Origin of the sequence: Sphingobium sp. CFD-2 (assembly GCF_024611135.1) — a bacterium.
Classification (GTDB): Bacteria; Pseudomonadota; Alphaproteobacteria; order Sphingomonadales; family Sphingomonadaceae; genus Sphingobium; species Sphingobium fuliginis.
In genome coordinates, this window is record NZ_CP084406.1 from 420,800 (window position 1) to 439,360 (window position 18,561).

The 18,561-nt window shown below is 61.1% G+C and carries 13 protein-coding genes and 3 pseudogenes; 7 read left to right on the plus strand and 9 right to left on the minus strand.

The genetic code is table 11. From position 1 onward, the window contains the following. Positions 1-5 precede the first annotated feature (5 nt). Positions 6-206, minus strand: a pseudogene (locus LDB29_RS22180) (glucose-6-phosphate dehydrogenase); the annotation flags it as partial. Positions 207-274: 68 nt separating this feature from the next. Continuing rightward, positions 275-676: pseudogene (locus tag LDB29_RS22185) on the minus strand (glucose/galactose MFS transporter); the annotation flags it as partial. A 418-nt stretch (positions 677-1,094) separates the two neighbouring features. Here LDB29_RS22185 and LDB29_RS22190 point away from each other — a divergent pair. Further along, positions 1,095-2,306 (plus strand): IS256 family transposase, encoded by a 1,212-nt coding sequence (locus tag LDB29_RS22190; RefSeq protein ID WP_011950834.1) that lies wholly within the window; start codon positions 1,095-1,097, stop codon positions 2,304-2,306. Between the two features lie 209 nt (positions 2,307-2,515). Then, positions 2,516-3,306, plus strand: a pseudogene (locus LDB29_RS22195) (IS5 family transposase). 635 nt (positions 3,307-3,941) lie between these two features. Here LDB29_RS22195 and LDB29_RS22200 read toward each other — a convergent pair. From LDB29_RS22200 to LDB29_RS22230, 7 genes are all read right to left on the minus strand, one after another. Continuing rightward, positions 3,942-5,609, minus strand: a complete 1,668-nt coding sequence (locus LDB29_RS22200; RefSeq protein ID WP_257557903.1) for an FAD-dependent oxidoreductase — start codon at positions 5,607-5,609, stop codon at positions 3,942-3,944. Positions 5,610-5,672: 63 nt separating this feature from the next. Beyond that, positions 5,673-6,122, minus strand: a complete 450-nt coding sequence (locus tag LDB29_RS22205; RefSeq protein ID WP_257557904.1) for a c-type cytochrome domain-containing protein — start codon at positions 6,120-6,122, stop codon at positions 5,673-5,675. An 8-nt stretch (positions 6,123-6,130) separates the two neighbouring features. Then, positions 6,131-7,915: an FAD-dependent oxidoreductase gene (locus LDB29_RS22210; RefSeq protein WP_257557905.1), complete on the minus strand. Its 1,785-nt coding sequence runs from the start codon at positions 7,913-7,915 to the stop codon at positions 6,131-6,133. Between the two features lie 54 nt (positions 7,916-7,969). Beyond that, positions 7,970-10,216: a TonB-dependent receptor gene (locus LDB29_RS22215; protein WP_257557906.1), complete on the minus strand. Its 2,247-nt coding sequence runs from the start codon at positions 10,214-10,216 to the stop codon at positions 7,970-7,972. Between the two features lie 55 nt (positions 10,217-10,271). After that, on the minus strand, positions 10,272-11,225 hold the full coding sequence (locus tag LDB29_RS22220; protein WP_257557907.1) for an aromatic ring-hydroxylating dioxygenase subunit alpha: 954 nt from the start codon (positions 11,223-11,225) through the stop codon (positions 10,272-10,274). A 225-nt stretch (positions 11,226-11,450) separates the two neighbouring features. Beyond that, complete coding sequence (locus LDB29_RS22225) at positions 11,451-12,491, minus strand: SMP-30/gluconolactonase/LRE family protein (RefSeq protein ID WP_257557909.1); 1,041 nt, start codon at positions 12,489-12,491, stop codon at positions 11,451-11,453. Further along, on the minus strand, positions 12,488-13,417 hold the full coding sequence (locus tag LDB29_RS22230; protein WP_257557911.1) for a 3-keto-5-aminohexanoate cleavage protein: 930 nt from the start codon (positions 13,415-13,417) through the stop codon (positions 12,488-12,490). The genes LDB29_RS22225 and LDB29_RS22230 overlap by 4 nt, the downstream gene beginning before the upstream one ends. A 256-nt stretch (positions 13,418-13,673) precedes the next feature. On the opposite strand from LDB29_RS22230, the gene LDB29_RS22235 reads away from it, so the two are divergent. From LDB29_RS22235 to LDB29_RS22255, 5 genes are read left to right on the plus strand one after another with little or no spacing between them, the layout of a single operon-like run. After that, positions 13,674-14,657: a glyoxalase gene (locus tag LDB29_RS22235; protein WP_257557914.1), complete on the plus strand. Its 984-nt coding sequence runs from the start codon at positions 13,674-13,676 to the stop codon at positions 14,655-14,657. Then, positions 14,650-15,804 carry a S9 family peptidase gene (locus tag LDB29_RS22240; protein ID WP_257557915.1) on the plus strand — a complete coding sequence of 385 codons (1,155 nt, stop codon included), beginning with the start codon at positions 14,650-14,652 and terminating at the stop codon, positions 15,802-15,804. Before LDB29_RS22235 ends, LDB29_RS22240 begins: the two co-directional genes overlap by 8 nt. A gap of 44 nt (positions 15,805-15,848) precedes the next feature. Continuing rightward, entirely contained in the window at positions 15,849-16,658 is an 810-nt protein-coding gene (locus LDB29_RS22245) for an SDR family oxidoreductase (protein ID WP_257557917.1), read from the plus strand. A gap of 11 nt (positions 16,659-16,669) precedes the next feature. Then, positions 16,670-18,037, plus strand: coding sequence for a Rieske 2Fe-2S domain-containing protein (locus LDB29_RS22250; protein ID WP_257557919.1), 1,368 nt, complete (start codon positions 16,670-16,672; stop codon positions 18,035-18,037). Continuing rightward, complete coding sequence (locus LDB29_RS22255) at positions 18,034-18,543, plus strand: aromatic-ring-hydroxylating dioxygenase subunit beta (protein WP_257557921.1); 510 nt, start codon at positions 18,034-18,036, stop codon at positions 18,541-18,543. Before LDB29_RS22250 ends, LDB29_RS22255 begins: the two co-directional genes overlap by 4 nt. Positions 18,544-18,561 lie beyond the last annotated feature (18 nt).

Consider the following 18,561-nt stretch of genomic DNA (forward strand, 5'->3'; position numbering starts at 1 on the left):
GCCAGGAGGCGAGTGCTTTTGGCCGTTCGTTCAAGCGCGTCGGAGATCAGCGCTCGAAATTCCTCGTCGTTCATCGAACTGAGCGCCGTTCCGATGATCCGCATATCAGGCGGCAACAGACCGTCGACCTCAAGGCCGAACAGCGATGGTAACAACATACGCTGTGACAGGTCTCCGGTTGCTCCGAAGAGCAATAACCTAGGCATCAGATCATCCTCTTTCGCTTCCGCCGGCGGCCTGCGCCGTGCTCCGCGCGCGCCAGATTATGTGCTGGTCAGAAATCCGGTTTTCGGGAGATCAGTCCGAAAGTGACGATGACGGCGTAACAGATGGCCGGAATCAGCAGCGATGAGCGCAAGCTGGAAATGTCGGCCATCTGCTCAGTAAGAGGTGGAATGATCGCGCTGCCTACGATCGCCATGCAGATGACACCGGAACCTTCGGCGGCACGCTTGCCCAAACCAGCGCTCGCCAGCGTGAATATCGTCGGGAACATGATCGAGTTCATTAGGCCGATCGCCAGCAATGACCATCCGGAAACGGCACCGACCGTATTGGCCGAGAGGAGGATAAGAAGGATCGCGGCGGTAGCGACGCCCGCCAGCACCTTGCCCGGATTGATGACACGCAGAATGCCCGCGCCCACAAAGCGGCCGACCATCGCGCCACCCGAGTAAAGCCGAAGCGATTGAACGCCTGTGCGGTGCCAATGCTGTGGCATATCCCCCGCGCGCCATAGCCATAGAAGTTGCAAAGGCAGCTTATGACGCGCTGTTGATCGATGCCCCGCCCGATGAGTTGGTTCTGCGAGGCGAGCGCCGCTGGTATCCTGATGTCCCAGATGTATTTGAGGGCTTTCGAGAACAGCGGGGGTGCTCGATGCCTTTAAAGGCAATTCGCAACTACGCTCCACGGTCCCAGCGTGCCCTATATTGTTAGCGTCCGCGCTCGTGGTGTAATTTCTGGTGTAGATTGAGATGATCGCATGGGGTGGGGCATGCCCCACCCCATGCGATTTCGATCTCGGTGGCCACCGGGCTCATCGGTAAGGTGGAGTTACCACACTTCACACGCCCACCGAGGAGTTGATCCCGATGACCGACGACAGACTACCGCTTGCCGAGCTGATGGCGAAGACTGGAGATGGAGATTTCCTGCGCACGATCGCCGAGAGCGTATTACAGATCATCATGGAGGCCGACGTCGATGGCCTGGTCGGCGCTAGCCGACACGAGCGCTCCGGCGACCGGACGACCTGGCGGAACGGCTACCGCGACCGCAGCCTCGATACCCGGCTCGGCACGCTCAACCTGAGGATTCCCAAGCTACGGACCGGCGCCTACTTCCCTGGCTTCCTGGAACCCAGGAAGACCGTCGAGAAGGCGCTGGTCGCGGTGATCCAGGAGGCGTGGATCGCCGGCGTCAGCACCCGGCGTGTCGACGAGCTGGTGCAGGCCATGGGCATGACCGGCATCTCCAAATCCTCGGTGTCCAAGCTGTGCAAGGATATCGACGAACGTGTCCATGCCTTCCTTAAGCGGCCGCTCACCGGCGACTGGCCCTACCTCTGGCTCGATGCTACCTACCTCAAGGTGCGCGAGGGCGGGCGGATCGTCAGTGTCGCCGCGATAATAGCCGTTGCCGTCAACACCGAGGGCAAGCGCGAAATCGTTGGCCTTCACATTGGACCCTCCGAAGCCGAGCCATTCTGGTCGAGCTTCCTCAAGGACCTCGCACGCCGCGGACTGACCGGCGTGAAGCTGGTCATCTCCGATGCCCACGAGGGCCTCAAGGCAGCGATCACTCGCGTGCTCAGCGCCACCTGGCAGCGGTGCCGCGTCCACTTCATGCGCAATGCCCTGGCCTACGTGCCCAAGGGCCAGAACACCGTCGTCGCCGCTGCCATCCGCCAGGTCTTCCTCCAGCCCGACCATGCCGCCGCGACACAGGTCTGGCGCCAGGTCGCCGACCAGTTGCGTACCCGCTGGCCAAAGCTCGGCGCCTGCATGGACGATGCCGAGCACGACGTGCTGGCCTACATGACCTTCCCCGAGCAGCACCGCGTCAAATTACATTCCACCAATCCACTGGAACGCCTGAACAAGGAAGTGAAGCGCCGCGCCGATGTCGTCGGCATCTTCCCGAACGAGGATAGCATCATCCGCCTCGTCGGCGCCGTCCTGCTGGAGCAGAATGACGAATACCAGCTCCAGCACCGCTACATGCAGATCGAGGGCATGGCCGCCCTTGCTACACCAATGATCGAGGAGGCACAGCCGCTACAGATTACACCCAAGGCCGCCTGAAAATGCAGCCCGCTGGCCACACCCAATTCTACACCACATTGACGGACGCGACCCCTATATTTTCGTCTCTGGTGCGGGGGTACACTCTCCAAGTTGTTGGCGTATCGGCCAAATCGGCATCGATCGAACGCAGTTTCGGCGGGGATTTAGGTTTCGTGGACAAAGGTTGACAGCAGGATCGGGCGTTGATTCAAGGCTGCCTTTTGGAGGTGGCGTTGGGCGAGCGTATTGGGCTGACGGAGGACGAGTGGGGGATCATCGGCACATTACTGCCATCTGAGCGTGGTCGTGGCTGTCGTCCAGCACAGGACAACCGGCTGTATTTCGAAGGCATGATGTGGATCGCCCGCACAGGTTCGCAATGGCGCCACTTGCCGGATGAATATGGCAAGTGGAACAGCGTTTTCCGCCGCTACCGGCGCTGGGTTACGACCGGGGTGTTCGAGGCGATGCTCGAGACACTGGGCGAAATGGTGGCTCGTGATGCCACTGCGGACATGATCGACAGCACCGTGGTCCGAGCACATCATTGTGCCGTCGGCATAAAAAAGGGACTCAGGAAACCGAGGCGCTTGGCCGATCGCGAGGCGGATTCAGCACAAAGCTCCACGCCCGCTGCGATGCCAAAGGCCGACCGCTCGGCTTTGTCCTGACGCCGGGCCAGAGCCACGATATCCAAGGCTTTGGCCCGCTGTTCCGTTTGATTGCTCATAAGATCGAGGCATTGTTGGCGGACAAGGGCTACGATGCAGATGCCATCCGCGAGGAATTGGCCAATGCTGACGTTGAGGCTGTCATTCCCGCCAAAAGCAATCGGCGCGATCCAATCCCACACGATCGCGAAAAATACCGTTGGCGCAATCTTGTCGAACGCCTCTTCAACAAACTCAAGAACTGGCGGCGTATCGCAACTCGATACGACAAAACCAAAGAGTCCTACCTCGGCTTCGTCAATCTCGTCTCAGCCCTGCAATGGATACCCTTTGTCCACGAAACCTAGTGCATGCATTTTATATACCGCACGTAGATTTTTTGGCGCTCAGACCGCCGTTTTTCGGCTTTAGTCAGAGAAACCCTGCCCGAATATTCTGCAAAGGTCATACCACAGCTCAGGGATTTGCCAGCCGCGATTGATGCCTTCCGCGGTTGATAAGATCTAGGGAGAGGCTGTCGAGGGGCTAACGGGGGGCTGAAGCATGGTTCGATCGATTAGTTTATCTCATGACGTGCCTCCCAACGCCTGAACAATCGACAGCTTTTAGGGACACTGCCTTCGAGTACGTATGGTCGCTGCATACCAGGCAGAGCGCGATGGCGATGGTATTGCCGAGGCCCAGGCGCGATTAGAAGATCTGCGCCAAAAGATGAGATAGTTGAGACGGCGTTTGGCTGAAGGCCAAAATTCAACGATGAAGCGATTGCGTCAGCCTCGCCGTTTCGAACGGCCGCTCATTGCATATCGCGTGGCTATTCCGGACAGTCTCCGACGTTCGACAAGGCGGACATAATGACCGGCCCGAGTGCGGTAATGAGATGTCTGCTACTGGGGAGCGAAATTTGGCCGCTGAGCGGCGAAGAAGGGTCGGCCTCGGAAGGCATCAACTGGCTCTGATCCGGTCTTAGCCGTAAAACTGATCAGCAACTTGCCGCGTGGATAGCTGCGATATAAGCAAAGGTCATTGCCGGACCGATGCTAGCGCCTCCTCCAGGATAGGCGCCTCGGAATACAGAATTGGAATCGATGCCGATGGCGTACAAACCGGCAATTGGCTCGCCTTCGCCATCCAGCACACGCGCTGAGGCATCGGTGTCTAGGCCGTTTATCGTGCAGAATTCGCCCGGCTTGATCTCAACCGCATAAAACGGCCCCGGCGCGACAGGCCCCAAGGTGGGGTCTGGTCGATGCTGTGGATCTCCCTGCTCAGCTGTGTAAGTGTCTTGCCCCTTGCCGAAGTCGGGATCCACACCATTGCGCGCGAAGTCGTTGAAACGTTGGACAGTCGCATCCAAGGCGGATAACGGAATTCCAAGCTTCTCGGCGAGTGCCGGTATCGTTGTCGCGGCCTTCAGGTAGCCGCTGCGGATATAGGCCTTGTAGGGAAGGGGCGCGGGTTTGACATGGCCCATGCCGTAGTTGCGCAACGCAGAATGGCAGCAGATCAGCCACGCCGAACGAGTGCCCCTGCGGATCATAACATTGCCCAATTCCTGATAGGACACGCCTTCGTTTACGAAGCGATGTCCGTCTTGATCCACGAGCATAAAGCCAGGGAACGCGCGGTCCCGGAATATGTGCGGATGATGAAGCGGCCGCCCGTGCCGATCCGGCATCGTCGAAAGCGCCGCCCAGATGCCGTTGGCAATATTATCCGCGACGACATGCCCTCCCGCTTGCTCTCCCGCTTGGATTCCGTCGCCCGCATTTATATCAGGCTGAAGCGAACGCCCCGCGTCAGCGAAGGGGAGGAAAGTTCGGCGCATGGCGTCATTGCCGCCATAACCTCCCGTCGCCAAGACGACGCCATGTCGCGCATGACAGAGTTGCTCAACGCCATCGCGTTGCACCAGAACGCCACTTACTCTTTCCTCATCGAGATGCAGTCTGATCATTGACGTGGATGGCCAGAGCGTTACCGCCTTTTCCCGCGCTGTGAAAAGCAATGCTCCAATGAGTGCGTTGCCCCCTACCAGTCGGGTCGGACGACGATGAACCAGCAGATCGCGAACATATCGTCCGATTTTCCGCGCGGTGTAAGAGAAGGCAGCCCGACTGCGAAACGCTGATCCGAAATGTGCGACATCAGCATATCCCACTTGCATGCCGCCTAGAATGGTCAAATTAGGAAGGCCGGGGCTGACCATTGCCAAGTCCTTGCCAAGCCGTCTGCCGTCGAACTCGGCTGCACCTATGCTTCTCCCGCGGGCTGCTCCCGGGCGCGATGGCTCATAGTCAAGGCTGTGCCAATTATCGAAGCGGACCGCGCTGTTCGCTTCCATCATCCTGATCATATCAGGACCATGCCGCAGAAAGGCTCCGATCTTCGCCCCGTCATAATAGTTGCCCATCAGGTCGCGCAGATAACTGTCCGCCTGTTCGAGGCTGTCAGGCAACCCAGCAGGCGCCATGTGCGGGTTGTTCGGTATCCACGCGACCGCACCTGATCGCGCGGTTGTGCCACCGAACTTCTCTCCTTTCTCGATCACCAGAACCGAAAGTCCGTGAGAGGCCGCGACGATCGCCGCCGTGAGTCCAGCAGCTCCCGAGCCGACGACCACCAGATCGAAAATCGCGTCATTATCCATCAGTCAGTCCTCAAATTCTGCAACTGGCGGCGACACGGCGTTGCCGTCGACCTGTTCTGGTGCTCAGTCAGCTTTGGCGCCGGCCGTCACCCAGTCTCTCAGCTTGGCGATTGACTGCGCGTCCAGCGAGCCGGTCAGCGGCATTCGCTCGCCCGATCCACCGGCTGCAACATGCGACCCCTCTACCTTGCGGATCAGATAGCTTTGGTCCGGCTTGCCAGGGGTGACGTAGAGAAGCGGGCTCTCGTCACTTTTCACCGATACGATGGCGCCGAACGATACTCCGCTTTCGAGATTGAGATTGCCCGACGCGCCCTGTGTCTGATGACAACTGACGCAGTTCGCATCGAATATTGGCTGTATCTCCCCGGCAAAGCTCGGTCCGCTTGCAACCCGCAGGGGTTCGTCGGCCTTCTGGGCATCATCGCGCGAGCAGGCGCTGATCAGCAGTAGGACAAGGCAGGGCAGAAGCCGCGTACCTCTGTTCAAGGTCGCTTTCGACCAATGCGTCATGGCATTTCTCATGCGGCGACTGACAGCGTCACGCCGGCATCATCTTTCACGGGCTCCCGTGCGGCGTTCATCCCGGCAAGATGCCCGTAGGTCATTGCTAGACCGAGCGTACATCCGCCGCCCCAATAGCTTTGGCCCGCCGGCGAGGAAATGCAGTTGCCCGCGCCGTACAGGCCGGGAATTGGGTGGTCGGACGTATCAAGAATCTGCGCGCGTGGGTTAATAACGGGCCCACCGTTGGTATCGAGCACGCCTGACCCAAGGATGATGGCATAATAGGGGCCCTGCGACTGAAATGGATGCATGGTAGCGCTGGGTGTTTCTCCGGTCTTCCAGGACGTGCCTTCGCGCGGGATCGACGTATAGCTCAGCCAGTCCCTGTCCCACTGGAATGCGCCGCGTTGAAATTGTGCGTCTGTGCCGGCCTCTGCGAAGCCGTTGAAGGTCGCCACCGTTTCGGCAATGGTCGTGGGAAAGCGGCTGTCCAGGCAAAATTCCCCCCATCGGTCTGCATGCTGCTTCAACCGGGCCTGGATCGCGGCTGAGAGCGCGGCAAGGCTATCGCCTTCGATGACATAGGCAGCCTTGGCGCCGCTAGCTGGCAACGGGAAGTTATCGGCGAAAAGCTCCGCAACGCGCCGGTCGTAAATCATGAACAGGAACTGGTTGGAATATTCTTCCCGATTGGCATCCCACGAGAAATGGACCTTGGCCCGGTCATGATAATTATGTTTCTCGTTGACCACGCGCTCGCCATATTTGTTAACGATCACCATACTGTCGCCAGGCGGCTGCCAGATGCCTCGGGGGACGCTGGGCAGGTCCAGCGTATGTTCCATCACGACCTGCATCCGCCAGGCATTGTTGAGGTTCCCGAGTTTTGCATCGACCTCCTGCGCCATCTTGACGAAGTCGCCTTCGCTGGTCGGCACCGAGCAGGTGCCGTAGATCGGCGCGGGCTGGAAATTGCGCATCATATCCTTGTTATGCGCAAAGCCGCCGGTGGCGAAGATCACGGCCTTGCGCGCCCGTATCCTCAGGCTTTTTTCCTCTGGCGCCGTGACGTCAAGTCCGACGACCTCACCTGCTTCGTTGCGCAGAATCGTCTTTGCACGGTGCTTGAGGAAAAATGTGACCTTCCGTTCGTCCAGCCATGCTTTGAGCTGCCGTATCAGTTCGACGCCAAGGCCGTACGTGCCATCGGGTTTCTGCGTCATGATCTGTCGGCCGACGGGAACCTTGTTCTCCGGACCCTCATAATAGTCGGGAAGCTGGAGTATCTGCGTGGTCTTCAACGCTCCGATGCCCTCCAAGAACTCGAAAGCCTTGGCTGCATTGTCATAAAACGCTTCCATCAGCCGATATTCCGGTTCCGGCATGCCAAAGAAGGGAGTGCCGCTGCGATAGAGGTTTGGACAGGCGCAACGCGCCATGTAGCGAAGCGCATCATCGCGGTCATCGACCTTGCCCCGGGCGCGCAGAAAACGGTTGTTTGGTACCCACATCCCGCCTTCGGACTTTGTTGATGTTCCCCCGAAACTGGGGCCCTTTTCCACTATGATGACCGAAGCACCTTCGTTGACGGCCGCGACGGCCGCCGACAGAGCCGCGGCGCCCGAACCGACGATCAAAATATCGGTCTCGTGCGCCCAGTCGATGGCAGCCCTTGATGGCCACGACAGGGTGGAGCCCACGGCAAGCCCCAAGGCCCCACCCGCCGCTGCGCCGGCCGCCGTCGAGAAAAATTGCCGGCGGGAGGAGCCGGCATCAACTGTTGTCGGATTGCCTGTCATGTCGATCCTCCTTTGAAAATTGCTCCCGGCTCAGCTTCGTGATGCGGAAACAGCTCAGAAATCCGCTGCGATCGTCAGACCGTAGGTGCGCGGCGGTTTGACGAAGCCGATGACCGGCGATCCGAGCAAAGTGGTCGCTACCTGCCCAGAGGCACGGATCGTCTCGTTGCCGATGTTCCGGATGTAGCCCGTGAACCGCAGCCCGTTGTCCAGGCGATAGGTGACGAAGGCATTTTGCGTATCGAACGCGGGTTGCGAGACGTAATTGAGGTTGAACGGCGAAAAGTAGATCCGGTCCGACCAGTTGCTCTCCCCTCGGATCGTCAGCGAGCCGCCGGGTAGGTCGAAGCTATACTGCGCCGTCAGGTCGATCGTATAGCGAGGCGCCTGTGGCAGCCTGTTCCCGGACAGGTCGAAGGCCGGTAAGCCATTCTCGTCGACGGTGGTGCCGTCGCCAGCTGGCCGTGCCTGGTCCGCCGTGACATAGTTTTTGAAGCGCGAATGGAGCCAGCTGGCATTGAGCGTGAGGATCAGGTCGCGCACCGGTTCCAGCGTGAACTCGCCCTCCAGCCCGTAGATTTCGGCGGCGGCCGCATTTTCCAGAACCAGCAACTGCCCCTGCACCTTGCCTACCTGCAGGTCGGAATAGTCATAGTAGAAGCCCGAGAGGTTCGCGCGCAAATGGCCGTCGAGCAAAGTCGATTTCAGTCCGACTTCATAGGCATCGACCTTCTCCGGATCGAGCGCGGGACCGGTCGAGCCCAGGTTGAAGGTGCCCGCCTTGAACCCCTTGGAGAAAGAGGCATAGACCATCACATCACGCGCGATGTCGAAGTCTAGGCCGATCTTGGGCGTGAAGGACTTGAAGGTCTGGCTATCGCGATGGACGGGAAAACGGGGGCCGGCGGCGGGATCGTAGAGATCGTCGAAGTTGAAGTCCGACTGGTCGGCGACCTTCTTCTTTTCCCAGCTATATCGCGCGCCGACAGTCACACGAAGCGCGTCGGTGATCGAATAGCTATCTTGCGCGAAGACAGCGGCCGCATCCGTCTTGAGCCGCCCGCCCGAATAGAAGCCCTGCACGAACAGGTCGGGGCCGCCCACGGCTCGAAGGTTCAACGGCCCCTGAATGAAGCCGTCGATCTTTTCGTGCATGTAGAAAGCCCCTATGACCAGCTTGTTCCGGTCGGTGTCGAGGTTGAGCTGAAGCTCCTGGCTATATTCGTCCGATGTCTCGCCAAAGGTGATCGGGAAGAGGTCGTTGCCGACCGGATTAAGGTCCGAATCCACCAAGAAGGCGCTGCTGCGATAGGCCGTGAGCGACCGCAGCGAGAGCGTGTCGCTCAGCTCATAGGAAATATCGGCACGCAATCCCCAGAACTCGGCTCGGTTGGAGGGATCACGCGCGCTCGCTACGTTGCGCGGGCCGGGATTATAGCCGCCGAGCAGCAGGCCGGTCGGCGTTACAGGAGCGCCCGCCGCGGTAAATCCCGCCGGACCGAAATAATGATAGATGTTGGACCGGTCTTTCTGATGATAATAATCCGCTCCTAGCAGGATCGTCAGGCGCTCTGTCGGCTCGAACAGCAATTGCCCGCGAATGGCCTGTGAATGCTTGTCATCGACGTCCGAGCCGCTGACGAGATTTTCTCCATAGCCGCCATGGTTCTGGATCTGTCCGGCCAGTCGCACCGCGACCTTGTCGGTGAGGCCCGTTGAATAATAGGCTTCCGCGTTGATCGTGTCGTAGTTGCCATAGGTAAGGCTGACACCGGCCTTGGTGGTGAAAGTGGGGCGGTTGGTGATGATATTGACGCTGCCGCCGGTGGCGTTGCGGCCGTAGAGCGTGCCTTGCGGACCGCGCAGCACTTCCACGCGTTCGACATCGTAGAAGGAGGCCAGCGCGGCGGCCGAACGGGAGAAGAACACGCCGTCCTGGTTGAACGCCACACTGCTTTCCGCGCCGGTGGAGATGTTGTCGACGCCGATTCCGCGCAGCGTCAGCCGGGCCTGTCCGACCTGTTCGGACACATTCAGGCCGGGCACACTGGAGGAGATAGCCGTCAGGTCGGTCGCTCCGCGCTGTGCCAGAGCGGCGCCTCCAATAGCCGAAACGGCGATCGGCGTATCCTGCACGGACTCCGCTCGCTTCTGCGCCGTGACGACGATATCGGCGATACCGGACGAGCCAGTCGTGTCGTCGCTCTGCTGCGCGCTGTTCTGGGCAAGTGCCGGACTTGCTACGAGGGCGATGGCCGCTGCGCTGCAAAGAGACGTCACACGCAGTTTTCTATAGATCATAAATCCTCCCGATTTTTGCATTTTCATTGATATCCTTGCGGTCGCAGCGCCGTGCTCAACTTGCGGCCTTGATTTCTTCGCGACAGAGTTTGGCGATCTTGCGTCGCACCCGAACGGCGGCGGCATCGCTCGACAGGATGGCCGGGCGCATTTCCCAGAAATCGCGGCCCGCCATCCGTTCCTGGATCGCCTCGATCATCGGATTATCCTCTTCGAGGAAGATGCGGTTCTGAAGCGTGCCGATCATGCGTGGCCGATCGGCATCTTCCGCCGCGTAGGAGCCGGAACTGCCGAAGAAATAATGGGTGGTGCTCTCCGTCTCCGGCGTGAAGATGTGGAAAGCGTATCCGCCCTCGTCCTGCACCGCCGGCGCACCCGGCGGCACCGCGCCGAAGTCCAGGATCATTGCCGAAGGCGCGTGCCACTCGACATTGTTCCACTGGTCGCAGAGCTGTCCCTCCAGGGGACCGAAGGGGCATATGGTGCCCGGCATCCAAAGTTCCGCGCGCACGACACCGTCCGCCTCGTGCACGGTCATCTCGCCGCTGCGCATACTGGCGTTGCCAAGCGAACCGTCATGCAAATAATGGACGTGGGTCAGGTCCATGATATTGTCGGTTTCCAGCAGCCAGTTTCCCTGAACGTGGAGATAATTGCCGATATTCTCATGGCCGCCCGGTTGCGGCATGCGTGAGAGATTGGGAATGAATGCCGGGTCGGCCAGCGCCGCATCGCCCAGCCAGATCCAGATCGCGCGGTGCCGCTCGATGACCGGATGGGACGGCACGCAGGTGCCTACGGGAAAGCTGCTGAAGGCGGATTCGTTGCCCAGGCAGTCGCCATTCGCATCGAAGCGCAGCCCGTGATAGCCGCACTGGACAATGCCGTCCCGCACCTGCCCGCGCGAAAGCGGCGCGAAACGATGTGGGCACATATCATCGAGCGCTACGGGTGCGCCATCGGCACCGCGAAACAGGACGATCGGCAGACTGAGCAGGGTCCGCGCCATGAGCCTGTCGCGGGCCAGGTCATCAGCCCAGCACGCCATATACCAAGCGTTCAGAGGGTAGCTGCGTTGGTGAGCCCTTGTCGACAATGCCTGCTCCTGTGCATGGCTGGAAGGCGTCGTTTCGGCGCGCGCTTCCTTGACTTCATCCCTATTTTGCCTCGCCCGGCGCATCCAATTGTCGTTGCTGATGGCACGCATAAGGAGGGGGCATCGGCGATGGACGCCCTACCAGTGCGCCATCGGCAGGCCGGCGACCGGCGCGGTAAAGGCCGGTATGTGGGTGCCGCGCAGCGACCCGAGGCAAGCGGTGCGCAGGTCCGGTCCGGCGAAGGTCACGCTCGCCAGCCAGGGAGCCACCGTGCCGCCGCACGCCGCCAGCGTCTCGAAGGAGACCGGCGCGCCGCTGGCGAACTCCGCCTCGAACCGATCGGTCGCGGCCGCATTGCCGAATTCCGCCAGTTCCAGGCAGTCGCCTTCCGGCGTGATCGCAACCAGCCGGTCGGCGAAGATCATCGTCGCCCACAGATTGCCATAGGCATCGAAGCAGATGCCGTCGATCACGCCGCGTCCCAGCGAGGAGGGACCATAAACCTCCCGGTCGCTCAGCGATCCGTCCGCGCCGACGCGCAGGCGGGTAACGCATTTGCCGGTCGTTTCGGCGACATAAAGCCATTCCTCCGCCGCATCGAGCCGCACTTCATTGGTGAAGGCAAAGCCGTCCGCCACCACGCGGATGCCCCGCTCGTCGACCAGCGCGATATAGCCGTCGCGGATCGTCGGCGTGATCGCGTCAGTCCAGGGATTGACCATGGTGGATATCGTCACCCACAGCCGCCCCTTGCTGTCGCGCAGCACGAAATTGACCTTGCCCATCGGCTTGCCGTCGATCCGATCGTGCAGGATGCGGGTGACGCCGGTGTCGCGATCCATGATCTCCAGCCGGTCGGTGCCGAAATTGGAGATGAGGATGCTGTTGTCCGGCCCGAAGGCGAGACCGTTGGGCAAGGTGCCGGACACGAGGCTTTGCTTGGCATCGCCCGACAGGTCGAAATGGGCGTCGGCGGTCTGGCAGATCAGCGTCTGCTGGCCGTCCGGCGCGATGTGCATCACGCCGCCGCGCGCGTCGGCGGACCAGAGCGATCCATCTCGTTGCGCCAAAATACATTCCGGTCGCTGGAGATCCTGGCCGATACGGCGCAGCATGGGGTCTTCGACCCTGAAGCCGACAAGCGGGTTGGGCCCGCGCCTATGCCTGATCACGGTCATGCCCCGATCCTCGTGGCAGAGGCGCCCTTGAGTTGCAGCATCTCGCGCGCATCTTGCGGCGTCGCCACCTCCAGCGACAGGCCATGCAGCACCGCGACGATGCGTTCCACCTGTTCGGCATTGGACTTCGCGAGGCGGCCGGGTTCGCCCCAAAGCGAATCTTCCAGACCGACGCGGACATTGCCACCCATGGAGGCCGACATTGTCGCGATCGGCATCTGGTGGCGGCCGGCGCCCAGCACGGACCAGATATAATCGTCTCCGAACAGGCGGTCGGCCGTCCGGCGCATCATCGCGACATCTTCGGGATGCACGCCGATGCCGCCCCGGATGCCGAACACTGACTGGATGAAGAAGGGAGGCTTCAGCAGGCCGCGATCTGCGAAATGGGCGGCCGAGTAGAGATGGCCGATATCATAGCATTCGACTTCGAACCGCGTGCCCTGAGCCGAGCAGCTTTCGAGAATATGAGCGATGTCGCGGAACGTGTTGCGGAAGATGTAATTGTCGCTGCCGCGCACATAGGGTTCCTCCCAGTCGTGCTCGAAGCTGTCGCAGCGTTGCAGCATTTCGTAAAAGGCGAAGTTCATCGACCCCATGTTGAGAGAGGCGATTTCGGGCTGGAAGGTGAGAGCAGGCGCAAGCCTGTCCTCCAGCGTGAGGATGGGCGATCCGCCCGTCGTGATGTTGATGATGGCGTCGCAGCGGTCCGCTATGACCGGCAGGAAACGCGCGTAGATCGTCGGGTCCTGGCTAGGTCGACCATTTTCGGGATCGCGGGCGTGCAGATGGACGATCGTGGCGCCGGCCCGTGCCGCTTCCATGGCCGATGTGGCGATCTCCTCCGGCGTCACCGGCAGATGCGGCGACATGGAAGGCGTATGTATCCCGCCCGTCACCGCACATGTCACAATCACCTTACGCATCCGTCATCCTTCCTGTCGGCTTGTTTGTGGCAAAGCTTCCAGATTGGCGGCGGCACGGGAAATCACTTTCCCCGATAGGACTGATAAGCCTCCATGATCGGGCGTCGATCGCCGATAGGCGGTGATTATGCCACGCATTTCGACAAACGATTTTTGCCCTCCGGCCCGGCATATTACCCCCGGCTTTCAACGAGGCATGGTCCGGGTGAGGAACAGCCTCATCCAGCCCGGGAAGGGCAAGGGAGAGATCGAGAAAATGGCAATCATCGGGATCAGGCGGCTGCGCTATTCAGTCTCGGATACGGAATCTTCGCGGCGCTTTTTTGCTGATTTCGGGCTTGATCCCGCAGGGAAGGGAAAGCCTGCCCTCTTCACCCTGGCCAATGGATCGGAGGTGGAGGTCCTGGCGACGGGCGATCCAGCGCTGCCCGCCTCGCAGATCGTCGGCGATGGCGTGCATGAAATTTGCTGGGGCGTGGACGATGAGGCCTCTCTGGGCGCGCTCGCCGATGATCTGGGCCGCGATCATGCGCTGGAAACCGTCGAGGGCGGCTTTCGCGCGACGCTGTTCGGCGTTCCCTTTTCCTTCGTCCGTTGGACGCCACGTGCTTTCGCCAATGCGCCTGATCCGGTGAATGCGCCCGGCGTGGTGCGGCGGCTCAACACGCATCGCAAGTGGCGCCGCCGCGCGCGGCCCAAGGTGATCAACCATGTCGTGTTCCGCCTGCCCGACTATGTCGAGGCGGCCCGCTTCATGCGTGCGCGCCTCGGCTTTCGCCTCAGCGACATGCAGACCGGCTTTGGCCAATATCTGCGCGCCAGTGGCAGTAACAATCACCATAATCTGCTGTTCCTGAACGCCAATGCGCATTTCCCCGGCTGCGACGGGCAATTGCGGTTCGACCACGCCAATTTCGGGGTGGAGGATATCGACGAGCTGATGACCGGCGCCAATTACATGGTGCGTCATGGCTGGCAGCCGTCCGACATCGGGCTTGGCCGTCATCGCATCGATTCCGCGCTTTTCTACTATTTGCCCTGTCCGGCCGGCGGGGAGGCGGAATATGGCGCGGACGCCGATTATGTGGACGATGCGTGGGTCCCTCGCGAATTCGACGTGCCGCTGTTCGGCTACAGCCATTTCACCCATAATGTGCCGCATTTTCTGGAAACGGAACCGGACTGGCATTTCAACTATCTGACCGAAGCGCAGGTGGCCGAAGGGATCGAGGATGTTTGAACCCTTTCCCACCAACTATGTCTGGAACCTGTCGATCAACCTCGCTCTGGAAATGGGCGGCGCGATCGGTGAGATCGACGCGGCCAACCGCGCCACCGCCCGCGCGGCGGAAACGGGGGATAATGGCGTAGACGCCTTCTTCGATACCTGGCTCGCGATGGCGGCGCGAGTGAAGGCGATGGGCGATGCGGACCATGCCGCTGGGCATGTCGGCAGCGCGGCCGCCAAATATCGCCGCGCCTGCGCCTATCTGATCACCGCCGAGCGGATGCAGGCGAGCGACTATCCCCCGCGCCAGCAGGCTTATTCCAACATGCTGGATACGTTCTACAGCTTCATCGCATGCAGCGGCGCACCGTGCGAGCGCGTCGATATTCCCTATGCGGGCAGCAGCTATCCCGCGCTCTTCTGTTCGGCCGCGACCCTGTACAATCCCACGCCGCCCTGCATGGTCTTCTGCAACGGCCTCGACAGCGTGAAGGAGATGGTGTTCCTTGTCGGCCTGCCGGCGGCGTTGCGGGCGCGGGGCATCTCCTGCCTCATCGTCGATCAGCCCGGTGTCGGCGGCGCGCTTCGCCGCAACGGCCTGCCTGCGATCATCGAGACAGAATTATGGGCCGGACGGGCGGTCGACTGGCTGGAAGCGCGAACCGATGTCGCGGTCGACCGGATCGGCATGATGGGCTGGTCGCTGGGCGGCTATTATGCGCCACGCGCCGCCGCGTTCGAAAAGCGTTTCAAGCTGTGCGTCGCCTGGGGTGCAAATCATGAATGGGGCCTGGTGCAGCAGCGCCGTCGCCGGAACGAGGGCGAAAACCCGGTCCCGCATTATTGGGCGCATGTCATGTGGGTGTGGGGGCAGACGGATATCGACGCTTTCATGGCTCTGTCGGAACGCATCACCCTGACCGGCGTGGTCGAACGGATCGACGTGCCCTTCCTGGTCGTGCATGGCGAAAATGACCGGCAGATCCCGCTGGAATATGCCCATCGCTCGCACGAACAGGCGGTGCGCAGCCCGCGCGCGGATCTCAAGATCTTCACGGCCCGCGAAGGGGGCGTCGAACATTGCAGCGCCGACAATATGGAGCCCGTCCGCAGCTATATCACCGACTGGATTCAAGACCGATTTGCCGAAATGACCTAATCGCGCGACAGTCGCGTGAAAATGATGTAGGAGTAGGAAAGAACATGACCGATTTGACTGGCGCCGTCGTCGCGCTCACCGGCAGCGGCTCAGGCCTCGGCCTTGGCCTGGCGCAATATTTCGGCGATTGCGGGGCGACGCTGGCCCTGCTCGATATTTCGTCCGAGAAGGTCGCAGCGCTGCAGGAAAGCTTTGGCGACGACATCCTGGCGATGCAGGGCGACGTGCGCGACATCGGCGCGCTGACGGCGTTTCGCGACGCGATCATCACCCGCTTCGGCCGGGTCGATTGTCTGGTCGGCGCGCAAGGCATTTTCGACGGCAACCGTCCGATCTCCGACCTGCCGGTGGACAAGGTGCCGGCCGCCTTCGACGAGGTGATGCAGATCAACGTGCTGGGCTATATACTGTCCGCCATCGTCTTCCGCGAGGAACTGGCAAAGCGCAACGGGTCGATTACGCTCACCGCCTCGTCCAACGCCTCCTACTGCGCCGACGGCGGCGGGCTGCTCTATACCGCGTCCAAACATGCAGTGGTCGGCGTGGTGCGCCAGCTGGCGTTCGAGTTCGCTCCCGACATCCGCGTCAATGCCGTATCGCCCTGCGGCATCGCGGATTCGGATCTGCGTGGCCCCGGTGCGCTGGGTCTAGAGAGTGAAAGCCAGAACGACATTCCCAAGGACAGCTTCATGGCGATGATCCGCAAGGTCACGCTGCTCGATCATCTGCCGACCGGCGCGGAATATGGCCCGGCCTATGCGATCCTGGCTGATCCGAAGCAGCGTATCCTGACCGGCGAGATCATCATGGCCGACCAGGGCCTCGCCAACCGCCCGATCATCTCCAGCCGCTAAGGAAAGCGATCATGGACATGCACACGACACCGTCACGCCCTGGCATAGGCGAGCGGCTGGACGACATTCTTGCCCGCACCGGTGCCGAATTGGACCGGGGTCTGGTTCCCGTGAACATATTCGCCAATTCGGACATCTTCGACGCGGAAATGGAGCGCATCTTCGCGAAGAGTTGGGTTTTTCTGGGTTTCGAAACGGAAATTCCGGAGAAGGGCGATTTCATGCAGCGCCGCATCGGCCGCGATAGCGTGATCGTCACTCGCGACGGCAAGGGCGATATCCATGTTCTCGCCAATTTCTGCCGTCATCGCGGCACCAAGCTGTGCCAGACCGATGTCGGCAACCAGAGCCATTTCCGCTGCCCCTATCACGGCTGGGTGTTCAAGAATAATGGCGACTGGATCGGCGCACCGGATAAGAGCAAGGCATATAAGGGCCTCGATCCCAAGGATTGGGGGCTGCTGAAAGCGCCGCATGTCGACAGCTTCCTGGGGATGATCTTCGCCTCGCTCGATCCCGACGCGCCAACACTCATGGACTATCTGGGTGGCGCGGCCTGGTTCATGCGGGGGATTGCGGATCTGCACCCCGACGGGATGAGCCCGATGGGCCCGCCCGATCGCTACAAGGTGCGCGGTGACTGGAAGACGGGGGCGGAGAATTTCGGCGGCGACGGCTATCATGTCGGCGTGGCGCATGGGTCGGTCCAGACCATCCATCTGGCGCAGGGCTTCGACGTCCTCAACAATTACTCGACCCACTACGTGCTGCCGAACGGGCACAGCTTCCTGGGTCACGATTTCGACGGCATGTTCGGTCCCGACGGCCATGTCTGGTATTATCCCCCGGACATCCAGCAGCATTTCGATCTCGATCGGCTCGATCCGGTGCTCCAAGATGTGGTGAGGCGCAATCCGCCAATCGTCGGCACCATCTTCCCCAACCTCAGCTTCATCCGCTTCTTCGGCCCGCCTTCGCCGGGTCAGCCACCGGTCGTCTACACCTCCTGGCGCCAGTGGCAGCCGTCCGGTCCCGGTGAGATGGAGCTATGGTCCTGGCAACTCAAATGGAACTTCATGGACGATCAGCAGGCATCCGACAGCTATGCCGCCGGCCAGTTCGGCTTCAGCTCTGCCGGCATCTTCGAGCAGGATGACACGGTGGTCTGGGAAGGCGCGCCGGAAGCCGCGCGCAGCGTCTGGGCGCGCAAGGAGAACACCGTGTTCAACATGCAAATGGGCATGGAGGGCATGGGCCAACAGGTTCTGGACAAAAGCTGGGACGGACCCGGCGAAGCTTGGCGTCCCGGCCCTGGCGAACCCAGCCAGCGAGCCTTCTATCGCCATTGGCTGAGCCAGATGACGGAGGCCGGCCGATGAGCGCGATCACGCCTGACATCGAATTTTCCATCCGCCAGTTCCTGGGTCGCGAGGCCATGCTTCTGGACAATGGCCGGCTCGATGACTGGGTCGCGCTGCTCGACGAGAATATCCTCTACGAAATTCCTCTGCGTATCAGCGCGCGCAAGCGGGAGGATGAGTTCCCGAAGGGCGCCTTCCGCATGCATGAGGATATGGCGATGATCCGCAAGCGCCTCGAACGCATGGGCACGAACGAGAATTGGGCGGAAGACCCTGCCTCGCGAACCGTGCGAACGGTCGGGTCGGTGTTGGTCGAGGCGGACGAGGGTGACGGCATCTACCGCGTCCATAGTGCATTGTCGCTGTACCGACAGCGCGCGATCGATCGCGCTTACGAATGGATTCCGGCGCGTCGGATCGACCGCATCCGGGTCGGCAGCGATGGTGCATGCCAGCTCGTGCGTCGCACCGTCATTCTCGCCGAAACGATCCTGCAGACGCCCAATCTGGCTGTCTTTCTCTAGACGTTATCGGGCACGGCG

What these genes read in the sequence shown, in the direction of transcription:
- LDB29_RS22245 (WP_257557917.1), top strand. Translation starts at nt 15,849, where the DNA reads ATGACCGATTTGACTGGCGCCGTCGTCGCGCTCACCGGCAGCGGCTCA.
- LDB29_RS22250 (WP_257557919.1), top strand. Translation starts at nt 16,670, where the DNA reads ATGGACATGCACACGACACCGTCACGCCCTGGCATAGGCGAGCGGCTG.
- LDB29_RS22225 (WP_257557909.1), bottom strand. Translation starts at nt 12,491, where the DNA reads ATGACCGTGATCAGGCATAGGCGCGGGCCCAACCCGCTTGTCGGCTTC.
- LDB29_RS22230 (WP_257557911.1), bottom strand. Translation starts at nt 13,417, where the DNA reads ATGCGTAAGGTGATTGTGACATGTGCGGTGACGGGCGGGATACATACG.
- LDB29_RS22235 (WP_257557914.1), top strand. Translation starts at nt 13,674, where the DNA reads ATGGCAATCATCGGGATCAGGCGGCTGCGCTATTCAGTCTCGGATACG.
- LDB29_RS22205 (WP_257557904.1), bottom strand. Translation starts at nt 6,122, where the DNA reads ATGACGCATTGGTCGAAAGCGACCTTGAACAGAGGTACGCGGCTTCTG.
- LDB29_RS22190 (WP_011950834.1), top strand. Translation starts at nt 1,095, where the DNA reads ATGACCGACGACAGACTACCGCTTGCCGAGCTGATGGCGAAGACTGGA.
- LDB29_RS22255 (WP_257557921.1), top strand. Translation starts at nt 18,034, where the DNA reads ATGAGCGCGATCACGCCTGACATCGAATTTTCCATCCGCCAGTTCCTG.
- LDB29_RS22210 (WP_257557905.1), bottom strand. Translation starts at nt 7,915, where the DNA reads ATGACAGGCAATCCGACAACAGTTGATGCCGGCTCCTCCCGCCGGCAA.
- LDB29_RS22220 (WP_257557907.1), bottom strand. Translation starts at nt 11,225, where the DNA reads ATGGCGCGGACCCTGCTCAGTCTGCCGATCGTCCTGTTTCGCGGTGCC.
- LDB29_RS22200 (WP_257557903.1), bottom strand. Translation starts at nt 5,609, where the DNA reads ATGGATAATGACGCGATTTTCGATCTGGTGGTCGTCGGCTCGGGAGCT.
- LDB29_RS22215 (WP_257557906.1), bottom strand. Translation starts at nt 10,216, where the DNA reads ATGATCTATAGAAAACTGCGTGTGACGTCTCTTTGCAGCGCAGCGGCC.
- LDB29_RS22240 (WP_257557915.1), top strand. Translation starts at nt 14,650, where the DNA reads ATGTTTGAACCCTTTCCCACCAACTATGTCTGGAACCTGTCGATCAAC.